The following is a 24,280-nucleotide window of genomic DNA, read 5'->3' on the forward strand; positions in this document are numbered from 1 at the left end:
GGTCCAGACACTGTGAGTAGAGCACAGGAGGACTGGGGATGTCGGGGTTCCCGGAAGACGTGCCACCGGCCGAGGGCAGGGACCTTGAGCTGGACAAACCCAATCCGGCGCGCGTGTACGACTACCTGCTCGGCGGGAAGCTCAACTACGCCATGGACCGCGCGTTCGGGGACAAGGTCATCGAGGAGTTGCCGGACGCGCGCGAACTGTGCCTGGCCAACCGGTTGTGGCTGCGCCGGGCCGTGCGGTTCGCGGTGGAACAGGGCGTCCGGCAGTTCCTCGACATCGGTTCGGGCATGCCCACCGAGGGGCACGTGCACGAGGTCGCCCAGGCGCTCGCGCCCGAATCCCGCGTGGTGTACGTGGACAACGAGCCGATCGCGGTGGCGCACAGCCAGATCGTGCTGGAGGGCAACGACCGCGCCGAGATGGTGATGGCCGACGGGGAGACGCCGGAGAGCATCCTCGAACACCCGACCACGCGGCGGCTGCTCGACTTCGACCAGCCGGTGCTGGTGCTCCTCGCCGCGATGATCCACTTCATCCCGGACGAACGCGATCCCGCCGGGATGATCGCCCGGTACCGGGACGCGATGGCGCCCGGGAGTTTCCTCGCGCTGTCCACCGACACCGGCGAACAGCAGGGGCCGGACCTGTTCCGCACGGTCGAGCTGTACAAGAACACCAGCAACCCGCTCTACCTGCGGGGACGTGCGGAGATTCGCGAGCTGATGGCCGGATTCGACATCGTCGAACCCGGTGTCGTGTTCACCCCGGAATGGCGGCCAGCCCACCCGGACGACGTCGGGGACCGCCCCGAACGCGCGGTGATGCTGGCCGCCGTCGGCCGCAAACCCTAGTTCTTGCCGTAACCGGCGCGCCGCAGCGCGTCGGCCAGGGCGCCGCCACCGCCGGAACCGCCGCGGTTCTGCCGCTGGCCGCCGCCCTTGCGCTGCTGACCTTGCCCCTGCCCCTGGCGCTGGCCCTGCCGGTTCCCGCCGCCGGACGGCTTACCGGCGCCCGGTTCGTCGTCCAGGCGCAGGGTGAGCGAGATCCGCTTGCGCGGCACGTCCACGTCCAGCACCTTGACCTGCACGATGTCGCCGGGTTTCACCACGTCCCGCGGATCCTTGACGAAGTTCTTGGACATCGCCGACACGTGCACCAGGCCGTCCTGGTGCACGCCCACGTCCACGAACGCGCCGAACGCGGCCACGTTGGTGACCACGCCCTCCAGCCGCATCCCGGGCTTGAGGTCGGAGATCTTGTCCACGCCTTCGGCGAAGGTCGCGGTCTTGAACGCCGGCCGCGGGTCGCGGCCCGGTTTGTCCAGCTCGGCCAGGATGTCGGTGACCGTCGGCAGGCCGAAGGTCTCGTCGACGAACTCGCCCGGCCGCAGTCCCTGCAGCACGCGGGTGTTGCCGATCAGCTCCTTGAGGTCCTTGCCGGTCTTCGACAGGATCCGCCGCACCACCGGATAGGCCTCGGGGTGCACGCTGGAGGAGTCGAGCGGGTCGTCGCCGCCGGGGATGCGCAGGAAGCCCGCGCACTGCTCGAACGCCTTCGGGCCCAGCCGCGGCACCTCCTTGAGCGCGCTGCGGGACCGGAACGGGCCGTTCGCGTCGCGGTGGCCGACGATGTTCTCGGCCAGCCCGGTGGTGATGCCGGAAACCCGGGTCAGCAGCGGCGCGGAGGCGGTGTTGACGTCCACGCCGACCGCGTTCACGCAGTCCTCGACCACGGCGTCCAGCGAACGGGACAGCGCCACCTCGGACAGGTCGTGCTGGTACTGCCCGACCCCGATCGACTTCGGATCGATCTTGACCAGTTCGGCGAGCGGATCCTGCAGGCGCCGGGCGATGGACACCGCGCCGCGCAGCGACACGTCCAGCTCCGGCAGTTCCTGCGAGGCGAAAGCCGACGCCGAGTAGACCGAGGCGCCCGCCTCGGAGACCACGGCCTTGGTCAGCTTCAGCTCGGGGTGCTTCTTGATCAGCTCGATGGCGAGCTTGTCGGTCTCCCGCGAGGCGGTGCCGTTGCCGATGGCGATCAGGTCCACCTGGTGCGCGGCGGCCAGTTTGGCCAGCGCGGCGATCGACTCGTCCCACCGGTTCTGCGGCTGGTGCGGGTAGATGGTGTGGGTGGCGACGACCTTGCCGGTCGCGTCGACCACGGCGACCTTCACGCCGGTGCGGAACCCGGGGTCGAGGCCCATCGTGGCGCGGGTCCCGGCGGGCGCGGCGAGCAGCAGGTCGCGCAGGTTCGCGGCGAACACCCGGATCGCCTCGTCCTCGGCCGCCTGGCGCAGCCGCAGCCGCAGGTCGATGCCCAGGTGCAGCAGGATCTTGGTGCGCCAGGCCCAGCGGACCGTGTCGTTCAGCCACTTGTCGCCCGGGCGGCCCTCGTCGGAGATGCCGAACCGCTGGGCGATCTTGCGCTCGTAGTCCGTGGGCCCTGGTTTGGGCTCTTCGCTGGGCTCCTCCGGTTCGACGGTGAGGTCGAGGACCTCCTCCTTCTCGCCGCGGAACATGGCGAGGATCCGGTGCGAGGGCATCTTGGTGAACGGCTCGGAGAACTCGAAGTAGTCGGCGAACTTGGCGCCCTCTTCGGCCTTCCCGTCGCGCACCTTGGAGGCGAGGCGGCCCTGGGACCACATCTTCTCGCGCAGCTCGCCGATCAGGTCGGCGTCCTCGGCGAAGCGTTCGACCAGGATCGCCCGCGCCCCGTCCAGCGCCGCCGCCGCGTCGGCCACGCCCTTGTCGGCGTCCACGAAGACCGCGGCCGCCGCCTGCGGATCGGTGTTCGGGTCGTTCAGCAGGCCGTCGGCGAGCGGTTCGAGCCCGGCTTCGCGCGCGACCTGCGCCTTGGTGCGCCGCTTGGGCTTGTAGGGCAGGTAGATGTCTTCCAGCCGCGACTTGGTGTCGGCGGCCATGATCTGCGCTTCCAGCGCCTCGTCGAGTTTGCCCTGATTGCGGATCGACTCGAGCACCGCGGTGCGGCGCTCGTCGAGTTCACGCAGGTAGCGCAGCCGGTCCTCGAGCGTGCGCAGCTGCGCGTCGTCGAGCATCCCGGTGGCTTCCTTGCGGTAGCGCGCGATGAACGGCACGGTCGCGCCGCCGTCGAGCAGGTCGACGGCCGCCTTGACCTGACCTTCGCCTACGCCGAGCTCCTCGGCGATCTTCTGTTGAACCGACTGCACGGCCGCTGTCACTCCTGATCCGCCCTCTCGTGTGAGTCCGACCTCGCATTCTGCCTGCCGGGGATTCCCGACTTTCGTAGGGCATCCCCAAGCCCGCTCCTTGACAGGAAGTGGTCTAGACCAGATGCTGTGTGTTCCACATCACCCCTGCAGATGTGAGCGGAGAGCCCTGTGCTGCACAAGACAAAACGCTGGTTAGCCGCCCTGTCCGCCGCCCTGGTGGCCGTCGCCACCGGGCTCGTCCTCGCCCTCGCGGGCCCCGCCGCCGCGGCGAACCTGGTCACGAATTCGGACTTCGAAGCCGGGAACCTCACCGGCTGGTCGTGTTCCTCCGGCGGGGGAGTGGTGACCAGCCCGGTCCACTCCGGTTCCTACGCGCTCACCGGCGTGCCCTCCGGTCAGGAGAACGGCCGCTGCGCGCAGGCCGTTCCGGTGCGCCCGAACAGCGACTACCAGCTGACCGCGTGGGTGCAGGGCGCCTACACCTACCTCGGGGTGACCGGCACCGGGACCACGGACACCAACACCTGGACCCCGGCCGGGGGCGCGTGGACGCGGCTGTCGCTGAACTTCAAGACGGGCGCGTCGGCGAGCAGCGTGACGATCTACCTGCACGGCTGGTTCGGCCAGCCCGCGTACTTCGCCGACGACGTGAGCCTGGACGGCCCGGGTGAGCCGCCGACGAGCACCACCCCGCCTTCGTCGACCACGCCGCCGACCACCACCACGACGCCTCCGCCGAGTGGCGCGCTGCCCAAGCACGTGCTCACCGGGTACTGGCAGAACTTCTACAACGGCGCGAAGGCGCTCCGGCTGGCCGACGTGCCGACCAGTTACAACATCGTGGCGGTCGCCTTCGCCGACGCGGTGCCGGGCACCTGGGGCGCGGTGAACTTCACCCTGGACCCGGGGCTGTCCTCGAAGCTCGGCGGCTACACCGACGAGCAGTTCAAGGCCGATGTCAAGACGCTGCAGAGCCGCGGGCAGAAGGTGGTCCTCTCGGTCGGCGGCGAGAAGGGCACCATCTACGTCGGCGACGCGGCCGCCGCGGACAACTTCGCCCGGACCATGACCGAGCTGATCAAGAAGTACGGCTTCGACGGCGTCGACGTCGATCTGGAGAACGGGATCAACCCCACGCACATGGGCTCGGCGCTGCGCCGGATCCACGCCGGAGGCGGCACGGTGATCACCATGGCCCCGCAGACCGTCGACATGCAGTCCACTCAGGGCGGCTACTTCCAGCTCGCGCTGGCGATCAAGGACATCCTGACGATCGTCAACATGCAATACTACAACTCGGGCACCATGCTCGGCTGCGACCAGAAGGTCTACGGCCAGGGCTCGATCGACTTCCTCACCGCGCTGGCCTGCATCCAGTTGCAGGGCGGGTTGCGTCCCGACCAGGTCGGCCTGGGCCTGCCCGCGTCCCCGTCCGGCGCGGGCGGCGGCTACCAGCCACCGGGCAACGTGACCGCGGCCCTGGACTGCCTGGCCCGGGGCACCCGCTGCGCCGGATTCAAACCGTCGGCGACCTACCCGGCGATCCGCGGCGCGATGACCTGGTCGATCAACTGGGACGCCTCCAGCGGTTACGGCTTCGCCAACCCGGTCAGCGCCCACCTGAAAACCCTCCCCTGACGTCCGCTCCCGCGGCGGCAGCAAGGGACCTTCACTCCAGCCAATCCGTAGCGTGGGACCTTTACTACGGTTCAACTGGAGTAAAGGTCCCTTGCTATTTTTTCGGCGGTTTCCGGTGGGGATGGCCGGTGAGCCGGTTGACATCCGGATGCCGCCATGGTCGCGCGCCTGCCTGAACGGCGATGCCGGGCGGGCGCGCGGGATGCTTTGGTTCCGAGTGTGTGGTTCGCGTGCGCGAGTGTGTGGTTCGCGTGCCTGAGTGTGTAGTTCGGTGACCGGACGGGGACTCGCGAGCTACCGGCGGAGGGCGGCGGGGGCGGTGGCCGGGACGGCGGGGTGTTTCGGGGGGATCGGGGCGAGCCGCCGGTACGGGGCGCCGAGTTCGGGGCGCTCGTCGGGTTCCCCGCGGTTCGGCCACAGGGACATCGCCCGTTCGGCCTGGGCGGTGATGGTGAGGGACGGGTTCACGCCCAGGTTTGCCGAGATGGCCGATCCATCCACCACGTGCAGGCCGGGGTGACCGTAGAGGCGCTGGTACGGATCGACCACACCGGTCTCGGGCGAGTCGCCGATCGCGCAGCCGCCGATGAAGTGGCCGGTGATCGGGATGTTGAAGAACTCGGTCCACGACCCCTGCGGCAGGCCGCCGATCTTCTCCGCCACGCGCCGGGCGATCTGGTTCCCGGCGGGGATCCATTCCGGGTTCGGCGCGCCGTCGCCCTGCCGGGTGGTCATCGTGCGGCGCCCGAACAGCCCGCGTTTGGTGTACGTGGTGACCGAGTTGTCCAGCGTCTGCATCACCAGCAGGCCGATCATCCGCTCCGACCAGCGGCGCGGGTTGTGCAGCCGGAGCAGGTGCCGCCACTGCCGGAGCAGTTCGCGCAGGCCGAGCACCCAGCGCCGCTTGCCCGGTTCGGCGTCGACCAGGACCGTGGTGAGCAGGCCCATGAAGTTGCTGCCCTTGCCGTAGCGCACCGGTTCGACATGGGTGACCGCGTCCGGATGGATGGACGAGGTGATCGCCACGCCCCGGGTGAAATCGGAATCCGCGCGCAGTGAACGCGCGGCGAGCACGGCCTCGGAGTTGGTGCGCGCGAGCCGCCCCAGCCGCGGCGAGATGCCCGGCAGCGCCCCGGTGTCGCGCAGGCGGTGCAGCAACCGCTGGGTGCCCAGCGAGGCCGCCGAGAACACCACCTGCTCGGCGGTGAACGCTCGTTTTCCCTTGCGCAGCCAGCGGCCGGTGCGTTCGGTGTGCACCCGGTACCCGCCGCCCGGCAGCGGGCGCACGTCGACCGCGGTGGTCAGCGGATGCACCCGCGCGCCCGCCTTTTCCGCGAGGCAGAGGTAGTTCTTCACCAGCGTGTTCTTGGCGCCCACCCGGCACCCGGTCATGCATTCCCCGCAGTGCGTGCACGCCTGGCGCGCCGGGCCCGCGCCGCCGAAGAACGGGTCCGGCACGTCCCGGCCCGGTTTGCTCCCCGGCTCGCCGAAGTACACGCCGACCGGGGTCGGGCGGTAGGTGTGCCCGATGCCCAGATCCTCGGCGACCTCGCGCAGCACCTTGTCGGCCGGGGTGGTGGCCGGGTTGAGGGTGACGCCGAGCATCCGCTTGGCCTGGTCGTAGTGCGGCGCCAACTCGCCCTTCCAGTCGGTGATGTGCGCCCACTGCGGATCGGCGTAGAAGGTGTCCGGCGGTTCGTAGAGCGTGTTGGCGTAGACCAGCGAGCCGCCGCCGACACCGGAACCGCTCATCACGAACGTGTTCTTGAGCAGGGTCAGCCGCTGGATGCCGAAGCAGCCGAGTTTGGGCGCCCACAGGTACCTGCGCAGCCGCCAGGAGGTCTTCGCGAATTCGTCGTCGGCGAACCGGCGGCCGGTCTCCAGCACGCCGACCCGGTAACCCTTCTCGGTCAGCCGCAACGCGGTGACGCTGCCGCCGAAGCCCGAGCCGATCACCAGCACGTCGTAGTCGAAGTCCGTCATCGCGCACCCGCCTTCGCCTTCGCCGCGTTCACCGTGCGGTATTCGGCCGGGTCGAACCGCCGGGTCCGGAGGTGGTACTCGGAGACCAGGCCGGGCCAGTTGGTGGTGACCCGCCCGTCCGGCTGCCGGTACCAGCTGGTGCACCTGCTCCACACGCTTTTCGCCAGCCTGCGCTGGACTTCCCCGTCGTAGCGCCGTTCCACCTCGGGCCGGACGTCCACATAGGACGCGTCGGGCACGGTGAGGTGCTCGACGGCCTGGCGGATGTAGCGCGCCTGGCGCTCGATCATGTAGATGATCGATCCGGCGCCGAGGTTGGTGTTCGGGCCGTACACGCAGAACAGGTTGGGGAACCCGGGAACCGTCATGCCCAGGTACGCCCGGGCGCCCCCGGCCCAGGCGTCGTCGAGGCTCCGGCCGCCGAGGCCGTGCACCTTGAGCGGGCCGAGGAAGTCGGTCGCGGCGAACCCGGTGCCGTAGATGATCACGTCCGCCCCGTGTTCGGCGCCGTCCGCGGTCCGCACGCCGTTCGGGGTGATCTCGGTGATCCGGTTCGTTTCCACTTGCACGTTCGGCTGGGCGAGCGCGGGCAGGTAGTCGTTGGTGAACAGGATCCGCTTGCAGCCCATCGCGTAGTCCGGTTTCAGCTTGCGGCGCAGCTCGGGATCCTTGATGTGCCGCCGGCGCAGCTGCGCGGTGCGCAGTTCGAAGCCCCTGGCCAGGGTGCGGTGCTTGGTCATGGCGTAGGTGGCGTACTCGGCGAGCAGCCAGATCCGCAGCCTGCCGGCGAGCTGGGTCGCGGGCAGGTGCCGGAACAGCCAGTGCTGCCAGCGCCGGTACTTCGTGTCGTTCTTCGCCATGATGTAGGGCGCGGACCGCTGGAACACGGTGAGGCGCCCGACCCGCGGCTGGATCTCCGGCACGAACTGGATCGCGCTCGCCCCGGTGCCGATCACCGCGACCCGTTTGCCGGTCAGGTCGCAGTCGTGGTCCCACAGCGCGGAGTGGAAGCTGCGGCCGGTGAAACTCGCCTGCCCCGGGATGTCCGGCCAGACCGGCCAGGAGAGCTGGCCGACAGCCGGGACGAACACGTTCGCGTCGAAGGTCTCCCCGGTGCCGGTCTCGACCCGCCAGCGGGCGCGGTCCTCGTCGAAGGTGGCGGAGGTGACCTCGGTGCCGAAGCGGATGTGCGGTTCGAGGCCGTATTTGGCGACGACCCGCTTCATGTAGGCGTGGATGTCGGCCTGCAGCGAGTACCGCTTGGGCCAGTGCGGGTTCGGCTCGTAGGAGAAGGAGTACAGCGGGGACGGGATGTCGCAGCCCGCGCCGGGGTAGGTGTTCTCCCGCCACACGCCGCCGACCTCGGTCGCCTTCTCCAGGATGGTGAAGTCGTGGAAGCCCGCGCGTTTGAGCTCGATCGCGGTGCCGAGGCCGCCGAACCCGGTGCCCACGATGACAACGGAGAGTGACTGCGCTGTACCCATGGCTCGACGTTACGGCGTGCCCGACCCCGAGTGAAGTGCAGAGAAGGCCAGCGAATCGAGATTTCCGGCCAATCCCCCTGGCGCCCGGCGGGGATGTCGATCGATAATTCCGGCCATGGCCGAGCTCGCCGACCCCGCCGTCCGGGACTGGGACTTCCCGCGCAGCACGGCGAGCATCCTGCTGATGACCCGGTTCGCGGAGGAGCACCAGGCCGGCGACGTGCTGGCCGGGGTCGCGTTGACCGCCGACGACCTGCTGGACCCGCGGTTGCAGGTCGACGCCCGGCAGGAACTGGCCGTGGTGCGCAACCTGGCCGCCGCACTGGGACATTCCGAGGTCAACGGGCTCGAGCTGGGCCGCCGGTACCACGTGACGACGTTCGGCATCTTCGGGTTCGCGTGTGTCAGCAGCCCGACGCTGCGCGACGCGATGCGGTTCGCGCTGCGCTACCTGGACCTGAGTTTCACGTTCTGCATCCCGCACGTGTCGGTGGACGGCGACCGGGTGTCGATGGTGCTGGACGACGAACGGGTGCCCGCCGACGTGGCCCGCTTCCTGGTGCTTCGCGATCTGGCCGCGATCTGCACGATGATGCGCGATCTGCTCCCCTCGGTTTGCCTGGGTTCCGTGGAGTTCCGCCACCCGGAGCCGTCCACTGTGGATGCCTACCTGGCGGCGTTCGGGGTGCGGCCGCGGTTTTCCCGCCCGGCGAACGTGTCCACGATCGACGCCCGGTACCTGGACCGCCCGCTGCCGCAGGCCAACGAGCACACGGTGGCGATCTGCGAGGCGCAGTGCCGGGAACTGGTGGCACGCCGCCGGTCGCGGTCCGGCATTTCGCACGAGGTGCGGGAACGCCTGGTCCGCGTCGGCGGCGCGGACACCGGAATGGACGCGGTGGCGCGGGAACTGAACATGAGCCCGCGCACCCTGCGCCGCCGCCTGGAAGAGGCCGGAACCAGTTACCGGGCCCTGGTGGACGAGGTCCGCCAGGCACTGGCCGAGGAGATGCTCGCCACCGGTGCGTTGTCGGTCGAGGACGTCGCCATTCGCCTCGGGTACGCGGAGGCCTCCAGTTTCATCTTCGCGTTCAAGCGGTGGAAGGGCATGACCCCGGCCGCCTACGCGCGGCGCCGCCCGGGCGGTGTTGTCGGGAAACGCGCGGACACGAGCGTGTCGCCGGGGCTCTGACTTGGTCGGTCGTCTCGCCTGCACGCTGTCCGACGCCCCGCCGCCACGCTCGCGGGCTTCGCCGAGCGCGCGTTCTTGGGCTCACCGCAGGTCAGTCCAGTTCGCAAGTCTCTGTCAGGCGTGTTTCGACTCGAGCACTGCCGGAAAAGTTACCCGCAGCAGGTGCAGGATCGAGTCGGTGAGCATGATGTGCAGGTCGGCGCGGGTCAGGGTCTCGCGCACCAGCCATTCCCGCGAGGCCGCTTTGAGCATGCTGCCGTAGGCCCGGATCATCGCGCGCAGTTCTTCGCGTCCCTCGGTGACGTCGGTCATCATCGCGGCCTCGAGAACCCGATCGGCGGCGATTTCGTCCGATTCGAGCATGATCTGCTCGATGTCCTCGTCCCGCCCGATCGCTTCCGGCCCGATCGCGGCGAGCCACGCCCGCTTGTTGCGTTCCACCACGTCCAGCCAGCGGTCCACACTGATCGCGATCCGTTGCTCGACCGTCGTTTTCGGCAGGTGTTCGGTGACCGGCGCCGGCACCACCATCATCTGGCGCACGACCTCCAGGTAGAGGTCGCGTTTGCTCCCGAAGTAATGGTTGATCAGCGGGCGGGCGACCCCGGCCGCCTTCGCGATGTCCGAGGTCGACACCGACGCGTAGTTGCCCGCGTCGAACAGCTTCCGGGCCGCGGCGAGAATCTCGGCGCGCCGCGCCTCCGGTTCCAGCCTGCGCCGTTTCGCCGACGTTTCCACGCTCATTTCGCCAGCCTCCCGGCGATCGGCTAGGTAGTCAATCCGATCAGCCGCTGTTTGATGATCTCCGATGCTTCCTTGACCGTGCGGTGAACAAGTTCCGCGACGCTCGGAATGTCGGTGATCAGTCCCTGCACCATCCCCGCGCTCCAGATCCCGGCGTCGAGGTCCCCCTCGTCGAACACCTTGCGCCCCCGCGCCCCGGCGACGAGATCGCGCACCTCCGGAAACTGCCCGCCATTGTCGAGAATTTCCACCACCTTCCGGCTGATTTCGTTGCTCGCCACCCTCGCCGTGTTCCGCAGCGGGCGGAAGATCAGTTCGGTGTCCCGCTCGCTGTTGGCCACCAACTGCTCCTTGACCCGCTGGTGCACCGGCGATTCCCGGGTGCACAGGAACCGGGTGCCCATGTTGACCCCGTCGGCGCCGAGCGCGAGCGCGGCAACCAGTCCGCGGGCGTCGGCGAACCCGCCGGAGGCGAGCATCGGGATGCTGATCCGGTTCGCCGCGGCGGGGATAAGCACCAGTCCCGGAATGTCGTCCTCCCCGGGATGCCCGGCGCATTCGAACCCGTCGATGCTCACCGCGTCCACGCCGATGGATTCCGCCTTGACCGCGTGCCGCACGCTGGTGCACTTGTGCACCACCTTGATTCCGGCCGCCCGGAAGTCGGGCAGGTGCTCGGCCGGGTTGAAGCCCGCGGTCTCCACGATCTTCACCCCGGACTCGATGATCGCGCGCCGGTATTCGTCGTAGGGCGGCGGATTGATCGACGGCAGGATGGTCAGGTTGACCCCGAACGGCTTGTCGGTCAGTTCCCGGCACCGCCCGATCTCGGCGACGAGATCCTCCGGCGTCGGCTGGGTGAGCGCCGTGAGGAACCCGAGCGCCCCGGCGTTGGCCACCGCGGCGACGAGCTCGGCCCGCCCCACCCATTGCATACCGCCCTGTGCGATCGGGTGCTCGACCCCGAACAGTTCGGTGAACCTGGTGCGCAGCATTGACCCGTTCCCCTTCACAGCCCGTAGGTCTTGCCGATGATGTCCCGCTGAATCTCGCTTGTCCCACCGTACACAGTGGACACCACCGTGGACCGCAGCAGCCGCTCCATGCCGTACTCGGTCGCGTACCCGTATCCGCCGAGCATCTGCATGCCCTCCAGTGCGGCGTGTTTGGCCACCTCGGTCGCCTTGAGCTTGGCCATCGACGCCTCTCGGGGCAGCGGAACCTGCGGCGCCGCGTCGATCTTCTCCGCGACGTCGTACACGAGCAGGCTCGCGCATTCGATCTCGGTCGCCAGATCCGCGATCCGGTGCCGCAGCGCCTGGAAACTCCCGATCGGCCGCCCGAACTGCTCCCGTTGCTTCACGTACTCGACGGTGTCCTCGAACGCCCGCCGCGCGGTGCCCAGCATGAGCGAGGCGAGCATCATCCGCTCCAGGTTCAGCCCGGCCATGAGCTGCGTCCAGGCCTGGTCCACGACGCCCACCACCGCACTGTCCGGCACGAAGCAGTCGGTGAAGTAGAGGTCGTTCACCTCCTTGCCGCCCATGGTCTCGATGCCCCGGATGACCAGCCCCTCCGCCGAGGCGGGCACCATGAACTCGGTCAGCCCGTCGTGTTTCGACCCGCCGGTCGACGTGCGCGCGACGAGCAGGATGTGCTCGGCCAGGTGCGCCCCGGAACACCACGTCTTCTGCCCGTTGATCAGGTAGCCCCCGGCCGTCCGCTCGGCCCGGCAGGTCAGCGCCGCCACGTCCGATCCGGCCCCCGGTTCGGACATCGAGATCGACTCGATCTTCCCGCGCGCCACCCCGCCGAGCACCGTGCGCTTCTGATCGTCTGTCCCGAACTTCTCGTACGCGGCCGCCGCCACCATGGTCGGCGCGAACGAGGCGACCGGCGCCTGGGCCCGGCCGATCTCGTCCAGGAACAGGCAGAGATCGACCATGCCGAGCCCCGAGCCGCCGTACTCCTCCGGAATCGCGATCCCGAGCCAGCCGAGGTCGGCCATCTTCTGGTACAGCTCGGGACTGTGCGGCTCGCGGCCGCCGTCGGTCAGCTTGTCCCGCTGCTCCTTGGTGCCGCACTCCCGCCGCGTGAACTCGCGGATCGCCGCGACGAAGTCTCGCTGCTCGGTGCTGAGATTCGGGGCCATGGTGCTCCTCGTGCCGCCTGCCGTGGAGCCTCCACCCTTACCCATTGTTGACTAGCTGTCAACAGTGTCGACCCTGATCCAGGCGACCCGATGCGCGCCCGGTGGCCCGTGCGGCCGCGGGCTGCGTGACGGCGAAGTGGCGTGCCACCGCGCCCGGTCAGCCGGGTCTGCCGAATGCGAACCGTTCACGGTTCATGCTTGCCCTCCAATCATCGTGGTGAAACCGCCGGTGATGTCGTGTGCGGCGGCGCCCGGCTACCGAGGTGGTGCGGCCGCCGGGAATCCGCCGATGCGCGTGCCCTCCATGCGATTCACTGTATCCCGTTTCGAACGTCTGTTCGACACCCTGATGGGTGAATTGGCGGCGATAGGTTGACGACTCGTCAACTGCTGCGGCGCACCTGCGTTATCGAACCGGGACAACCTGCCGGTAACTAAGGTGGTGCGCCGGACGACGGGAGGGGCGAGGGTCCGTACACCCGGGGTAGGCGGAGATGGAAAGCACTGGTGGGAAACCCTCCGGCTGTCCGGGTCGGTGGGTCCAGATCCTGCTGCGATGCCGGGAGATCGACGTCGAGGTGCCCGGCGGGAACCGGGAGACCCTCTGCTATCCCGGCGTCCTGCTCATCAGCTACGACCACGACCGCAAGGTCGCCGAAACCTGGCTGCCGATCGGCTCCGAACCCACCGAGAACGACGACGAGCGCCTCATCCAGCACCTGCACCGAGCCCTGCTCTGGCAGGCCGAAGCGGAATGACCTAGTCCCGGGACTGCCGCAACCCCTCGAACGCGATCTTGCACACGGCGTCGGCGATCTCCCCGGACGACCCGCGCCGCGGCCGGTACCACTCGATCAGCGAGTTGACCAGGCCGAACAGCAGTCGGCTGGTGACCGCCGGATCCACGTCCGGCCGCACGTCCCCCTCGGCCTCGGCCTGTTTGACCAGTTCGGTCACGATCCGGTCGAACTCCCGCCGCCGGGCGAGCGCGGCGCGTTCCACCTTGGTGTTGCCCCGCACCCGCAGCAGCAGCGTCACGAACGGCAGCCGTTCGGTCAGCACCGCGATACTGCCGCGCACCAGCAGTTCCAGCCGGTCGATGGCCCGCCCGTCGGCCGCCTCGACCTCGGCGGCCACGTCGAACAGCCCGTCCAGCGCGCGGTTCACCGCCAGCCGCAGGAGTTCCTCCTTGCTCGGCACGTGGTGGTAGATCGCGGATTTCGTGATGCCCAGTTTGCGGGACAGGTCCTCCATGCTCGTGCCGTCGTACCCGCGTTCGTTGAACAGCTTCACCGCGACCTGCAGCAGCGACTCCAGGTCGTAGCCGGGCCGGCCCCGGCGGGCGGGTTTCGCCTCGGCGGTCATGGCGTTCCCGCTTCGCGGCGGTCGAGCACGCGCCGCATCTTGCCCATCGAGCGTTCCAGGGTGTCCGGATCGACCACGGCCGCTTCGACGGTCACCCCGACCGCCTCCTTGACACCCCGGACGAGTTCGGCGGCCGCGTCCACCCGCCGCTCGGCGGTCGTGTCGTGCCGCGCCTCCACGTGCACGGCGAGGTGGTCCATCCGCTCCCGCCGCGTGCGCACGAGCTGGAAATGCGGGGACAGCCCTTCGATCCGCAGCACGACCTCCTCGATCTGGGTCGGGAAGACGTTGACCCCGCGCAGGATGATCATGTCGTCGCTGCGGCCGGTCACCTTCTCCATGCGCCGGAACGCGGGCCGCGCGGTGCCGGGCAGCAGCCGGGTGAGGTCGCGCGTGCGGTAGCGGATGATCGGCATCGCCTGTTTGGTGAGCGAGGTGAACACCAGTTCCCCGTGCTCGCCCGGATCGAGCACGTTCCCCTCGACCGGGTCGATCACCTCGGGGTAGAAGTGGTCCTCCCAGATGTGCAGCCCGTCCTTGGTCTCCGCGCATTCCTGCGCGACCCCGGGCCCGATCACCTCGGACAGCCCGTAGATGTCCACCGCGTCGAGGCCGGCGCGCTCCTCGATCTCCGCGCGCATCTGCTCGGTCCACGGTTCCGCGCCGAAGATGCCCACCCGCAGCGAACTCGTGCGCGGATCGATGCCCTGCCGTTCGAACTCGTCGAGCAAGGTCAGCAGGTACGACGGCGTCACCATGATGATCTCGGGCCGGAAGTCGGTGATGATCCGCACCTGCCGCGAGGTCATCCCGCCGGACGCGGGAATGACCGTACAGCCCAGTTTCTCGGCGCCGTAGTGCGCGCCGAGCCCACCGGTGAACAGCCCGTAGCCGTAAGCGACGTGCACCTTGTGCCCGGGCCGCCCGCCCGCGGCGCGGATCGAGCGCGCCATCACCGTCGCCCAGGTGTCCAGATCGTCCGCGGTGTACCCGACCACGGTCGGCTGCCCGGTGGTGCCGCTGGACGCGTGGATCCGGCGCACCTCCGATTCGGGGACCGCGAACATCCCGAACGGGTAGTTGTCCCGCAGATCCGCCTTGGTGGTGAACGGGAACTCGGCCAGGTCCGCCAGGCTCCGGCAGTCCTCCGGCCGCACCCCGGCATCGTCGAACTTCTTCGTGTAGCACGGAACGTTCTCGTACGCGTGCCGGAGTGTCCACTGCAGACGTTCCAGTTGCCGGGCGCGCAGCTCGTCCACGCTCAGCTTCTCGGCGGCATCGAGGTCGGTCACGTGTTCATCCCGTCTCGGTCGATGATCCGGCTCCGGCCGCGGAACTCGGCGATCACCGTGCGGCCCTCCGGATCCTCGCGGTGCACGGTGACGTCGTAGATCCCGCTGCGGCCGTAGCGGGTGCGTTCCTCCGCGGTGGCCACCAGCTGGTCATCCAGTTTCGCCGTCCGCACGAAGGAGATCTCCGCGCCGGCGGCCACGGTCACCGGGCCGTGGCTGTTGCAGGCGCAGGCGAACGTGGTGTCGGCGAGCAGGAACACGTACCCGCCGTGCGCGATGTCGTGGCCGTTGACCATCGCCGGGGTCACCCGCATCGTGGCCACGGCCCGCCCCCGCTCCGCGTCGAGCAGTTCGATGCCGAGCGCGCGGGAGGCCTCGTCCGCCTCGAACATGGCGAACGCGGCATTGCGTGTCAAAGCTCCACCGCCTTGCCAACTGACCGAATGGACGGTTATGTGTCGGCCAGTAAATGCAGTGACCGAGTCGGTGTCAAGAGGAGAGTCATGGCGGACAGCAGCGCGACCCCGGCGACCGTGGGCGTGATCGGTGGCGGCCGGATGGGCGCCGGGATCGCGCAGGTCTTCGCCGCGGCCGGTTCGGCGGTGGCGGTGGTGGAGAACGACGAAACGGCGGCGAAGGCCGCCCGGGAACGGATCGAGGCCAGCATTCACCGGGCCGCCGAACGCGGGAAGCTCACCGTGGCGCGCACGGACCTGCTCGCCCGGATCCGGGTGATCACCTCGGTCGGGGAACTGCCCGCCGACACCGGACTGGTGGTCGAGGCGGTGCCCGAACGGGCGGATCTCAAGATCGAGGTGCTGGTCGCCGCCGAGCGCGCCACCGGCCCGGAGACCGTGCTCGCGAGCAACACCAGTTCGCTGTCCATCGCCGAACTGGCCGCCGCCCTGGCCGAGCCCGCCCGCTTCCTCGGCATGCACTTCTTCAACCCGGTGCCCCCGTCGCAGCTCGTCGAGATCGTCGTCGGACCGCAGACCGCGACGCGGACGTGCGAGCGGGTGGTGTCCTGGGTGCGGGCCCTGGACAAGACCGACGTCGTGGTCCGCGATTCGCCGGGTTTCGCGACCAGCCGGCTCGGCGTGCTGCTCGGGCTGGAGGCGATCCGGATGCTGGAGGAGGGCGTCGCCGACGCCGAATCCATCGATCGGGCGATGGAACTGGGCTACCGCCACCCGATGGGGCCCTTGCGTTCCACCGATCTGGTCGGTCTCGACGTCCGGCTGGCGATCGCCGAATACTTGGCGTCGACGCTGGGGGAGCGGTTCACCCCGCCGCGGCTGCTGCGGGACAAGGTGGCGCGCGGCGAACTCGGCCGCAAGACGGGACGCGGTTTCCACGACTGGGAGTGAGCTATGGGGGTACCGGACGTTTTCGATCCGCGGGTTTTCGCGCACGGCCTGCCGCACGACGAGTTCCGCGTGCTGCGGGACACCGCGCCGGTGTGCTGGCAGGACGAGCACGAGGTGGCCGACTGGCCGGGCGGACCCGGTTACTGGGCGGTGACCCGGCACGCCGACGTCAAGCACGTGCTGCGCACCCCGGAGATCTACTCGTCCTGGCTGGGCGCCACCCAGATCCGCGACCCCGAACCGGATGATCTCGCGTTCATCCGCCGGATGATCCTGAACATGGACGCGCCGGAGCACAACCGGCTGCGCAAGCTGGTCGCCGCGGTGTTCACCCGGCGCAGACTGGAACGGTCCAGCGAGCAGATCGCCGAACGGGCGCATTCGCTGCTCGCCGCGGTGGCCGAACGGGGACACTGCGACCTCCCGGTCGAGGTCACCGACGACTTCCCGCTGCTCAACCTCGCCGATCTGCTCGGTGTGCCCGCCGCCGACCGCGGGCTGCTGCTCAACTGGACGAACCGGGTGATCGGCTACCAGGACCCCGAGCACGCCGAAGTCGTCCGGGACGCCGAGGGCCGGCCGGTCAACCCGCGTTCGCCCGCGATGCTGCGCGACATGTTCGCCTACGCCCAGGAACTGGCCGCCGAGAAGCGCCGGAATCCGGGCGACGACCTGATGACCGCGCTGGTCCAGGCCTCGGTCGACGGGCGCGCGCTGGACGACGCCGAGCTGGAGATGTTCTTCTTCCTGGTGGTGATCGCGGGCAACGACACCGTGCGCAGCGCGCTGCCCGGCGGCGTGCTCGCGCTGGTCGAACACCCCGATCAGTACGCCCGGCTGCGCGCCGAACCGGAGCTGCTGCCCAGCGCGGTCGAGGAGATGCTGCGCTGGCATCCGCCGGTGCTCACCTTCCGCCGCACCGCGGCCCGGGACACCGAACTCGGTGGGCAGGCCATCCGCGCGGGGGACAAGGTGGTCGTCTACTTCGCGTCCGCGCACTACGACGAGCGGGCGTTCGCCGACCCGTTCCGGTTCGACCTCGCCCGCGAGCCCAACGACCACCTCGCCTTCGGGCAGGGGCCGCACCTCTGCCTCGGCGCGCATTTCGGGCGGTTGCAGATGCGGATCTTCTTCCAGCAGTTCCTCACCCGGTTGCCCCGGGTGGAGCTGGACGGCGAGGTCAAGCGCCTGACCTCGAACTTCATCAACGGGGTCACCCACCTGCCGCTGCGCTGGTGACCGCCGCGCACTTTCGGGGTCGGGCGCGGACCGCTACGATGACTTACTGAACGAACGGTTGGTAATTCCTGATCCGGCGAACTGGAGAGGTCAGCTCCGATGGCGTTGCTGCGCAGTTACGTATCCGGCAAGTGGCAGACGGCGACCGATGAGGGGGCGCCGCTGCACGACGCGGTCACGGGCGAGGAGGTCGCCCGCATCTCCTCCGCCGGGATCGACATGGCCGCCGCGCTGGACTACGGCCGCAACGTCGGCGGGCCCGCGCTGCACGATCTGACCTTCCACCAGCGGGCCCCCCTGCTCAAGGCGCTCGCCTCCCACCTGCGCGAGCACCGGGACGAGCTGTACGCGCTGTCCGCGAGGACCGGGGCGACCCTGGGCGACGCCAAGTTCGACGTCGACGGCGGGATCGGCGTGCTGTTCGCCTACGGCAGCAAGGGGCGGCGCGAACTGCCCAATGACACGGTCTACGTCGAGGGCGCCGTCGAACCGCTCAGCCGGGGCGGCACGTTCGTCGCGCAGCACATCGCGACCCCGCTGCGGGGCGTCGCGGTGCAGATCAACGCGTTCAACTTCCCGGTCTGGGGCCCGCTGGAGAAGTTCGCGCCCGCGTTCCTCGCCGGGGTGCCGAGCCTGGTCAAACCGGCCAGCCAGACCGCGTACCTGACCGAGAAGCTGGTCGAGCTGATCATCGGCTCCGGCCTGCTGCCCGAGGGCACGCTGCAGTTCGTCGCCGGGAGCGTCGGCGACCTGCTCGACCACGTCACCGAACAGGACCTGGTGTCGTTCACCGGTTCCGCGTCCACCGCGCGGAAACTCCGCGCGCATCCGGCGATCGTGCGCAACGCGGTCCGGTTCAACGCCGAGGCCGATTCGCTCAACCTCTCGATCCTCGGCCCGGACGCCAAACCCGGCACGCCCGAGTTCGACCTCTACGTCAAGCAGCTGGTCACCGAGATGACCGTGAAGGCCGGGCAGAAGTGCACCGCGATCCGGCGCGCGTTCGTGCCCGCCGAACTGCTCGACGACGTGGCCCAGGCGGCGAGCGAGCGGCTGGCGAAGGTCGTGGTCGGCAACCCGTCCAGCGAAGGCGTCCGGATGGGCGCGCTGGCCAGCCTGGAGCAGCGCGAGGAGGTCCGCCGCTCGCTGAAGGCGCTGCTGGACACCGCGAGCGCGGTGTACGGCGACCCGGACCGGGTGGACGTGGTCGACGCCGACGCCGAACGCGGCGCCTTCATCTCCCCGGTCCTGTTGCGCGCCGAGGACCCCGAACGCGCCGAACCGCACGAGGTCGAGGCGTTCGGCCCGGTGGCCACGCTGCTGCCCTACAACTCCACCGAGCAGGTCGTCGAACTCGCCGCGCGCGGGCAGGGCAGCCTGGCCGGTTCGATCGTCACCGGGGACGCCGAGTTCGCCCGCGAGGTCGTGCTCGGCGTCGCGCCGTGGCACGGCCGCCTGCTGGTGCTCGACACCGACGACGCCAAGGAGTCCACCGGCCACGGTTCGCCCATGCCGGGGCTGGTGCACGGCGGTCCCGGCCGGGCCGGCGGCGGCGAGGAGATGGGCGGGATCCGGGGCGTGCTGCACCACATGCAGCGCACCGCGGTGCAGGCCAGCCCGAAGGTGCTCAGCGCGGTCACCGGGCGCTGGGTGCCCGGAGCGCCGCGGACCGAGGGCACGCACCCGTTCCGCAAGTCGCTGGCCGAGCTGAAGATCGGCGACACGGTGGTCGCCGGGCCGCGCACGGTCACGCAGGAGGACATCGACCACTTCGCCGAGTTCACCGGCGACAAGTTCTACGCGCACACCGATCCCGAGGCCGCCGCGGCGAACGAACTCTTCGGCGGGATCGTCGCGCACGGGTACCTGGTGGTGTCGTTCGCCGCCGGGTTGTTCGTGGCGCCCGAACCCGGGCCGGTGCTGGCCAACTACGGCCTGGAGAACCTGCGGTTCCTCACCCCGGTCAAACCGGGTGACGCGCTGACCGTGACGCTGACCGCGAAGCAGATCACTCCGCGCGTGGACAAGGACTACGGCGAGGTGCGCTGGGACGCCGACGTCACCAACGCCGAGGGCGAATCGGTCGCCAAGTACGACGTGCTCACCCTGGTGGCCAAGGAGAAGTCATGACTGAGGATCTCGAGCGGCACTTCGAGCGCACGCTGGAGCGCGACCAGCGGATCGAGCCCCGCGACTGGGTGCCCGACGGGTACCGCAAGACCATGATCCGGCAGATCGCGCAGCACGCGCATTCGGAGATCATCGGCATGCAGCCGGAGGGCAACTGGATCACCCGCGCGCCTTCCTTGCGGCGCAAGGCGATCCTGCTCGCGAAGGTGCAGGACGAGGCCGGGCACGGGCTGTACTTGTACTCGGCCGCGGAAACACTGGGCGCGGAGCGCGGTGACCTGACCGAGCGGCTGATCACCGGGCGGCAGAAGTATTCCTCGATCTTCAACTACCCGACGCTGACCTTCGCCGACGTCGGTGTGATCGGCTGGCTGGTCGACGGCGCCGCGATCTGCAACCAGGTGCCGCTGTGCCGCAGTTCGTACGGGCCGTATGCGCGGGCGATGATCCGGATCTGCAAGGAGGAGTCCTTCCACCAGCGGCAGGGCTACGAACTGCTGATGACCATGATGCGCGGCACGCGGGCGCAGCGGGAGATGGTGCAGGAGGCGGTGAACCGCTGGTGGTGGCCGTCGCTGATGATGTTCGGCCCGCCGGACGCGGATTCGCCGAACACCGCGCAGTCGATGGCGTGGAAGATCAAGCGGCACACCAACGACGAGCTGCGCCAGCGCTTTGTCGACATGTCCGTCTCGCAGGCCGAGGCCCTGGGCGTGACCTTCCCGGATCCGGAGTTGAAGTGGAACGCCGAGCGCGGGCACTACGACTTCGGCGAGATCGACTGGGACGAGTTCAAGAACGTGCTCAAGGGCAACGGCCCGTGCAACGCGCAGCGCGTCGCGCGGCGGCGCAAGGCGCACGAGGACGGCGCGTGGGTGCGCGAGGCGGCGTCGGCGCACGCCGCGAAACGGGCGGCGAAGGAGGCGGCATGACTTGGCCGTTGTATGAAGTGTTCGTGCGGGGCAAACGCGGGCTCAACCACGTGCACGTCGGTTCGCTGCACGCGGCGGACGACGAGATGGCGCTGCGCAACGCCCGCGATCTCTACACCCGGCGTAACGAGGGTGTGAGCATCTGGGTGGTCAAGGCCGCCGACATCACCGCGTCCAGCCCGGACGAGAAGGATTCCTTCTTCGAGCCGAGCGGGGACAAGGTGTACCGGCACCCGACCTTCTACGAAATCCCCGAGAACGTTCCGCATATCTGATGTCTTTCGACAACGCCTACGAGGCGATCACCGAGGAGAACGACTCCCGCTGGGCGTTCGGCACCGGGTTCGACGATCCGTTGTCCGGTGTGGACACCATCGTGCCGTCTCATGTGGACGGTGCGGATCTGGCCGCCTACTGCCTGATGCTCGGCGACGACGCGTTGATCATGTCGCACCGGCTGCAGGAGTGGTGCACGAAGGCGCCGGAACTGGAGGACGAGGTCGCGCTGGCGAACATCGGGCTGGACCTGCTCGGCCAGGCCCGCCTGCTGCTCGCCCGCGCCGGGAAGGCCGACGGCGGCGAACGGGACGAGGACTCGTACGCGTTCCTGCGCGACGAGCACGAGTTCCGGCACGTCCGGCTGGCCGAACTCGTCGACGCGGACTTCGGCGCGCTGATCGCCCGGCTGCTGGTGTTCGCCACCTGGCGGCTCGCCCTGCTGCGGCGGCTGGTGGATTCGGCCGATCCGGTGCTGGCGGCCATCGCGGCGAAGGGCGTCAAGGAGGTCACCTACCACCGCGACTACGCCGCGCAGTGGGCGGTCCGCCTCGGCGACGGCACCGAGTTCTCCCGCGAACGCCTGCTCGACGGGTTCGCGGCGGTGTGGCCGTATGTCGGCGAGCTGTTCGCCCCGCACGAGATCGAGCTGCGGCTGGCCGAGGCGGGGGCCGGGGTCGATCCGTCGGCGGTGCGGGCCGAGTTCGACGACGTGCTCGAGCAGGTGTTCGCCGCCGCGACGGTCGACCGGCCCGAGGCGGGCCCGCTCGCCGGGGTTTCCGGCCGGATGGGCCGCGACGGCGTGCACACCGAGCACCTCGGGTACCTGCTCGCCGAACTGCAGAGCGTCGCCCGGGCCCATCCGGGGGCGACGTGGTGAGCGCGCAGGCCGTCGCGGAGACGGTGACCGATCCCGAGCTGCCGATGGTCACGCTCGCCGATCTCGGCGTGCTCCGCGAGGTGTCCGAAGCAGACGGACGCGTGGTCGTGTCGATCACGCCGACCTACACCGGCTGCCCGGCGATGGACACCATGCGCGACGACCTGGTGCACGCGCTCACCGCGGCCGGGTACCACGAGGTCGAGGTGCGGACCGTGCTCCAGCCCGCCTGGAGCACCGACTGGATCTCCGAATCCGGGCGGCGCAAGCTCGCCGAGGCGGGAATCGCGCCGCCGGGCACCGCGCCGAAACGAACCTCCGGGCCGATCCCGCTCACCCTGGGCGCGCCGGTCCGCCGGGTGGCGTGCCCCCGCTGCGGGGCGCCGGACACCGAACTGCTGTCGGAGTTCAGCGGCACCGCGTGCAAATCGCTGCGCCGGTGCCGGGCCTGCGCCGAACCGTTCGAACACGTCAAGGAGATCTGAGTGACCGCGACGATTACCAGGCGCCGGACGGGTTTCCACCCCCTGACGGTCGCGGAGGTCGCGCGGCTGTGCGCGGACGCGGTCGCGGTGACCTTCGACGTGCCCGCGGAACTCGCCGAGGAGTTCGCGTTCCGGCCCGGCCAGTCGCTGACCCTGCGCCGGGTGGTCGACGGCCGCGACGAGCGCCGGTCGTATTCGATCTGCGCGGCGGTGGGGGAGCGGCTGCGGATCGGCGTGCGCGAGGTTCCGGACGGCCTGTTCTCGCAGTGGCTGGTGCACCAGGTGCGGCCCGGGGACGAGATCGAGGTGCGGCCGCCGACCGGGAACTTCACCCCTGACCTGGACACCGCCGCGCACCACGTGCTGATCGCCGCCGGTTCCGGGATCACGCCGGTGCTGTCGATCGCGGCTTCGCTGCTGCGGAACCCGGACACCGCGGTGACCCTGCTGTACGGCAACCGGCGCACGGACACCGTGATGTTCGCCGACGAGCTGGCCGATCTGAAGGACCGCTACCCGGCCCGGTTGGAACTGGTGCACGTGCTGTCGCGGGAACCGCGCGAGGCGGAGCTGTTCACCGGCCGCCTCGACGCGGCGAAGCTGCACCGCATCTGCGAGGTGCTGCTGCCGGTCGAGGAGGTGGCGCACTGGTGGCTGTGCGGACCGTTCGGCATGGTCACCGACGCGCAGGACGTCCTGGAGGACCTCGGCGTGCCGCGGCACCGCGTGCACCAGGAGCTGTTCTACGTGGACGAGCTGCCGCCGGAGCCGGTGCGCCACGAGGAACCGGGTTTCGCCGGAGCGGCCAGCGAGGTGACCATCGTGCTGGACGGCCGCGCGACCACGCTGTCCCTGCCCCGGGAGACCCCGGTCCTCGACGGCGCGCAGCGGTTCCGGCCGGACCTGCCGTTCGCCTGCAAGGGCGGGGTGTGCGGCACCTGCCGCGCCAAGGTCGTCGACGGGGAAGTAGCCATGCGCCGCAACTTCGCGCTCGAACAGTCCGAAGTGGACGCCGGATTCGTGCTCACCTGCCAGTCGTTGCCGGTGACCGAGAAACTCACCGTCGACTACGACGCCTGAACGAACGGGTCATGAGTGTTTGGACCGGTTAGAACCGGCCCAAACACTCACGACTGAGCGATTTCCACGGGCACTCCCAGGTCGCCGATCGCCTGGAGTTCGGCTTCGGGGGTGTCCTGGTCCACGATCACCAGGTCGAATTCGGTCAGCGCGGCGAGCCGGTACAGCGCGCGCTTGCGGAACTTGGTGTGGTCGGCGAGCAGGATCCGGCGCCCGGCGGCGCCCATCAGCGCGCGTTTGACCAGGATCTCCTCCTCCGACTGGTGGTAGCAGTAGCCCTCGGTGATGGCCGAGGTGGACATGAACAGCACGTCCGCGCGCAGCGGCCGGGCGGCGTCCGCGGTGCTCATCCCGAGGAACGCGTCGTACGGCGGAAAGTAGGTGCCGCCGAGTGAGATCAACTCGATTCCGGATTCCCCGGCCAGCCGGTTCACCACCGCGAGGAAGTTGGTGATCACGGTCATCGGCGCGAACTCTGGCAGCCGTTCGGCCAGGTGCAGGCAGGTCGTGCTGTCGTCCAGCACGATCGCCTGCCCGCGCTCGAGCTGCCGGGTCGCGGCGTCGGCGAGGCGGGCCTTCGCGGCTTCCTGCTCGGCCATCCGGTAGCGCACGTTCGACTCGAACAGCGCCGACTGCTCGGCGGTCGCCGCGCCCCGGACCTTGCGCAGCCAGCCCTGTTCGGCCAGCCGGTCCAGGTCGCGGTGGATGGTCATCGGGCTCACCGCGAGTTCGGCGGCGAGGTCGTCGATGCGGACGGAACCCAGTTCCAGCACGCGGTCCCGGATCCGGTCCCGCCGTTCCCGCGGCGAGCCGCCCGGTCTTTCGGTCTCGGTCACTCA

Annotated in this window: 22 protein-coding genes; 12 read left to right on the forward strand and 10 right to left on the reverse strand. The window is 69.7% G+C overall.

Going from position 1 to position 24,280, the window contains the following annotated elements; all coding sequences use genetic code 11:
- Positions 1-38 precede the first annotated feature (38 nt).
- On the forward strand, positions 39-860 hold the full coding sequence (locus FXO23_RS20310; RefSeq protein ID WP_158886939.1) for an SAM-dependent methyltransferase: 822 nt from the start codon (positions 39-41) through the stop codon (positions 858-860).
- Here FXO23_RS20310 and FXO23_RS20315 read toward each other — a convergent pair.
- Positions 857-3,199: a Tex family protein gene (locus FXO23_RS20315; protein WP_158886940.1), complete on the reverse strand. Its 2,343-nt coding sequence runs from the start codon at positions 3,197-3,199 to the stop codon at positions 857-859. The two genes, FXO23_RS20310 and FXO23_RS20315, sit on opposite strands and share 4 nt — an antisense overlap.
- A 171-nt stretch (positions 3,200-3,370) precedes the next feature.
- On the opposite strand from FXO23_RS20315, the gene FXO23_RS20320 reads away from it, so the two are divergent.
- On the forward strand, positions 3,371-4,840 hold the full coding sequence (locus tag FXO23_RS20320; RefSeq protein WP_158886941.1) for a chitinase: 1,470 nt from the start codon (positions 3,371-3,373) through the stop codon (positions 4,838-4,840).
- A gap of 294 nt (positions 4,841-5,134) precedes the next feature.
- On the opposite strand, the gene FXO23_RS20325 is transcribed toward FXO23_RS20320, so the two are convergent.
- Positions 5,135-6,823 (reverse strand): GMC family oxidoreductase, encoded by a 1,689-nt coding sequence (locus FXO23_RS20325; protein ID WP_158886942.1) that lies wholly within the window; start codon positions 6,821-6,823, stop codon positions 5,135-5,137.
- On the reverse strand, positions 6,820-8,307 hold the full coding sequence (locus FXO23_RS20330; protein WP_158886943.1) for a flavin-containing monooxygenase: 1,488 nt from the start codon (positions 8,305-8,307) through the stop codon (positions 6,820-6,822). The genes FXO23_RS20325 and FXO23_RS20330 overlap by 4 nt, the downstream gene beginning before the upstream one ends.
- A gap of 115 nt (positions 8,308-8,422) precedes the next feature.
- Between FXO23_RS20330 and FXO23_RS20335 the strand changes: the two genes are divergently transcribed.
- Complete coding sequence (locus FXO23_RS20335) at positions 8,423-9,499, forward strand: AraC family transcriptional regulator (RefSeq protein ID WP_158886944.1); 1,077 nt, start codon at positions 8,423-8,425, stop codon at positions 9,497-9,499.
- Positions 9,500-9,613: 114 nt separating this feature from the next.
- Here FXO23_RS20335 and FXO23_RS20340 read toward each other — a convergent pair whose 3' ends face one another.
- The 3 genes from FXO23_RS20340 to FXO23_RS20350 are packed head-to-tail and all read right to left on the reverse strand — an operon-like array spanning position 9,614 to position 12,395.
- Positions 9,614-10,243, reverse strand: coding sequence for a TetR/AcrR family transcriptional regulator (locus FXO23_RS20340; protein ID WP_158886945.1), 630 nt, complete (start codon positions 10,241-10,243; stop codon positions 9,614-9,616).
- A gap of 23 nt (positions 10,244-10,266) precedes the next feature.
- Positions 10,267-11,238: an NAD(P)H-dependent flavin oxidoreductase gene (locus FXO23_RS20345; RefSeq protein ID WP_158886946.1), complete on the reverse strand. Its 972-nt coding sequence runs from the start codon at positions 11,236-11,238 to the stop codon at positions 10,267-10,269.
- Positions 11,239-11,252: 14 nt separating this feature from the next.
- Positions 11,253-12,395: an acyl-CoA dehydrogenase family protein gene (locus tag FXO23_RS20350; RefSeq protein WP_158886947.1), complete on the reverse strand. Its 1,143-nt coding sequence runs from the start codon at positions 12,393-12,395 to the stop codon at positions 11,253-11,255.
- A gap of 494 nt (positions 12,396-12,889) precedes the next feature.
- Here FXO23_RS20350 and FXO23_RS20355 point away from each other — a divergent pair, with 494 nt between their 5' ends.
- Positions 12,890-13,153 carry a hypothetical protein gene (locus FXO23_RS20355; RefSeq protein ID WP_158886948.1) on the forward strand — a complete coding sequence of 88 codons (264 nt, stop codon included), beginning with the start codon at positions 12,890-12,892 and terminating at the stop codon, positions 13,151-13,153.
- Position 13,154: 1 nt separating this feature from the next.
- On the opposite strand, the gene FXO23_RS20360 is transcribed toward FXO23_RS20355, so the two are convergent.
- From FXO23_RS20360 to paaI, 3 genes are read right to left on the reverse strand one after another with little or no spacing between them, the layout of a single operon-like run.
- Entirely contained in the window at positions 13,155-13,760 is a 606-nt protein-coding gene (locus FXO23_RS20360; protein WP_158886949.1) for a TetR/AcrR family transcriptional regulator, read from the reverse strand.
- Positions 13,757-15,052, reverse strand: coding sequence for a phenylacetate--CoA ligase PaaK (paaK, locus tag FXO23_RS20365; protein ID WP_179956819.1), 1,296 nt, complete (start codon positions 15,050-15,052; stop codon positions 13,757-13,759). The genes FXO23_RS20360 and paaK overlap by 4 nt, the downstream gene beginning before the upstream one ends.
- On the reverse strand, positions 15,049-15,444 hold the full coding sequence (gene paaI, locus FXO23_RS20370) for a hydroxyphenylacetyl-CoA thioesterase PaaI (protein ID WP_158886994.1): 396 nt from the start codon (positions 15,442-15,444) through the stop codon (positions 15,049-15,051). The genes paaK and paaI overlap by 4 nt, the downstream gene beginning before the upstream one ends.
- A gap of 111 nt (positions 15,445-15,555) precedes the next feature.
- Between paaI and FXO23_RS20375 the strand changes: the two genes are divergently transcribed.
- The 8 genes from FXO23_RS20375 to paaE all read left to right on the forward strand — a co-directional run bounded on the left by FXO23_RS20375 (position 15,556) and on the right by paaE (position 23,441).
- The gene (locus FXO23_RS20375; protein ID WP_158886950.1) at positions 15,556-16,419 is read left to right on the forward strand and encodes a 3-hydroxyacyl-CoA dehydrogenase family protein; all 864 of its coding nucleotides are present in this window, start codon (positions 15,556-15,558) and stop codon (positions 16,417-16,419) included.
- A gap of 3 nt (positions 16,420-16,422) precedes the next feature.
- Positions 16,423-17,658 carry a cytochrome P450 gene (locus tag FXO23_RS20380; protein ID WP_158886951.1) on the forward strand — a complete coding sequence of 412 codons (1,236 nt, stop codon included), beginning with the start codon at positions 16,423-16,425 and terminating at the stop codon, positions 17,656-17,658.
- A gap of 99 nt (positions 17,659-17,757) precedes the next feature.
- A complete protein-coding gene (gene paaZ / locus FXO23_RS20385; protein ID WP_158886952.1) occupies positions 17,758-19,788 on the forward strand; it encodes a phenylacetic acid degradation bifunctional protein PaaZ in 2,031 nt (676 codons plus the stop codon).
- On the forward strand, positions 19,785-20,720 hold the full coding sequence (gene paaA / locus FXO23_RS20390; protein WP_158886953.1) for a 1,2-phenylacetyl-CoA epoxidase subunit PaaA: 936 nt from the start codon (positions 19,785-19,787) through the stop codon (positions 20,718-20,720). Before paaZ ends, paaA begins: the two co-directional genes overlap by 4 nt.
- Positions 20,717-20,995, forward strand: coding sequence for a 1,2-phenylacetyl-CoA epoxidase subunit PaaB (gene paaB, locus FXO23_RS20395; protein WP_158886954.1), 279 nt, complete (start codon positions 20,717-20,719; stop codon positions 20,993-20,995). The genes paaA and paaB overlap by 4 nt, the downstream gene beginning before the upstream one ends.
- Positions 20,995-21,876 (forward strand): 1,2-phenylacetyl-CoA epoxidase subunit PaaC, encoded by an 882-nt coding sequence (gene paaC, locus FXO23_RS20400; protein WP_158886955.1) that lies wholly within the window; start codon positions 20,995-20,997, stop codon positions 21,874-21,876. Before paaB ends, paaC begins: the two co-directional genes overlap by 1 nt.
- Positions 21,870-22,361, forward strand: a complete 492-nt coding sequence (gene paaD / locus FXO23_RS20405) for a 1,2-phenylacetyl-CoA epoxidase subunit PaaD (RefSeq protein ID WP_158886956.1) — start codon at positions 21,870-21,872, stop codon at positions 22,359-22,361. Before paaC ends, paaD begins: the two co-directional genes overlap by 7 nt.
- Positions 22,362-23,441, forward strand: coding sequence for a 1,2-phenylacetyl-CoA epoxidase subunit PaaE (paaE, locus tag FXO23_RS20410; RefSeq protein ID WP_158886957.1), 1,080 nt, complete (start codon positions 22,362-22,364; stop codon positions 23,439-23,441).
- Between the two features lie 47 nt (positions 23,442-23,488).
- Here the strand turns inward: paaE and FXO23_RS20415 are convergent, their stop codons facing one another.
- Positions 23,489-24,277 (reverse strand): DeoR/GlpR family DNA-binding transcription regulator, encoded by a 789-nt coding sequence (locus FXO23_RS20415; RefSeq protein ID WP_158886958.1) that lies wholly within the window; start codon positions 24,275-24,277, stop codon positions 23,489-23,491.
- Between the last annotated feature and the right edge of the window lie 3 nt (positions 24,278-24,280).

The organism is Amycolatopsis anabasis, from assembly GCF_009765355.1.
GTDB lineage: Bacteria > Actinomycetota > Actinomycetes > Mycobacteriales > Pseudonocardiaceae > Amycolatopsis > Amycolatopsis anabasis.

Coding starts and splice junctions, on each gene's coding strand:
- paaB (WP_158886954.1), top strand. CDS start 20,717: ATGACTTGGCCGTTGTATGAAGTGTTCGTGCGGGGCAAACGCGGGCTC.
- FXO23_RS20335 (WP_158886944.1), top strand. CDS start 8,423: ATGGCCGAGCTCGCCGACCCCGCCGTCCGGGACTGGGACTTCCCGCGC.
- paaC (WP_158886955.1), top strand. CDS start 20,995: ATGTCTTTCGACAACGCCTACGAGGCGATCACCGAGGAGAACGACTCC.
- FXO23_RS20380 (WP_158886951.1), top strand. CDS start 16,423: ATGGGGGTACCGGACGTTTTCGATCCGCGGGTTTTCGCGCACGGCCTG.
- FXO23_RS20310 (WP_158886939.1), top strand. CDS start 39: ATGTCGGGGTTCCCGGAAGACGTGCCACCGGCCGAGGGCAGGGACCTT.
- paaZ (WP_158886952.1), top strand. CDS start 17,758: ATGGCGTTGCTGCGCAGTTACGTATCCGGCAAGTGGCAGACGGCGACC.
- FXO23_RS20345 (WP_158886946.1), bottom strand. CDS start 11,238: ATGCTGCGCACCAGGTTCACCGAACTGTTCGGGGTCGAGCACCCGATC.
- FXO23_RS20340 (WP_158886945.1), bottom strand. CDS start 10,243: ATGAGCGTGGAAACGTCGGCGAAACGGCGCAGGCTGGAACCGGAGGCG.
- FXO23_RS20360 (WP_158886949.1), bottom strand. CDS start 13,760: ATGACCGCCGAGGCGAAACCCGCCCGCCGGGGCCGGCCCGGCTACGAC.
- paaA (WP_158886953.1), top strand. CDS start 19,785: ATGACTGAGGATCTCGAGCGGCACTTCGAGCGCACGCTGGAGCGCGAC.
- FXO23_RS20375 (WP_158886950.1), top strand. CDS start 15,556: ATGGCGGACAGCAGCGCGACCCCGGCGACCGTGGGCGTGATCGGTGGC.
- FXO23_RS20325 (WP_158886942.1), bottom strand. CDS start 6,823: ATGACGGACTTCGACTACGACGTGCTGGTGATCGGCTCGGGCTTCGGC.
- FXO23_RS20350 (WP_158886947.1), bottom strand. CDS start 12,395: ATGGCCCCGAATCTCAGCACCGAGCAGCGAGACTTCGTCGCGGCGATC.
- FXO23_RS20355 (WP_158886948.1), top strand. CDS start 12,890: ATGGAAAGCACTGGTGGGAAACCCTCCGGCTGTCCGGGTCGGTGGGTC.
- FXO23_RS20330 (WP_158886943.1), bottom strand. CDS start 8,307: ATGGGTACAGCGCAGTCACTCTCCGTTGTCATCGTGGGCACCGGGTTC.
- paaI (WP_158886994.1), bottom strand. CDS start 15,444: ATGTTCGAGGCGGACGAGGCCTCCCGCGCGCTCGGCATCGAACTGCTC.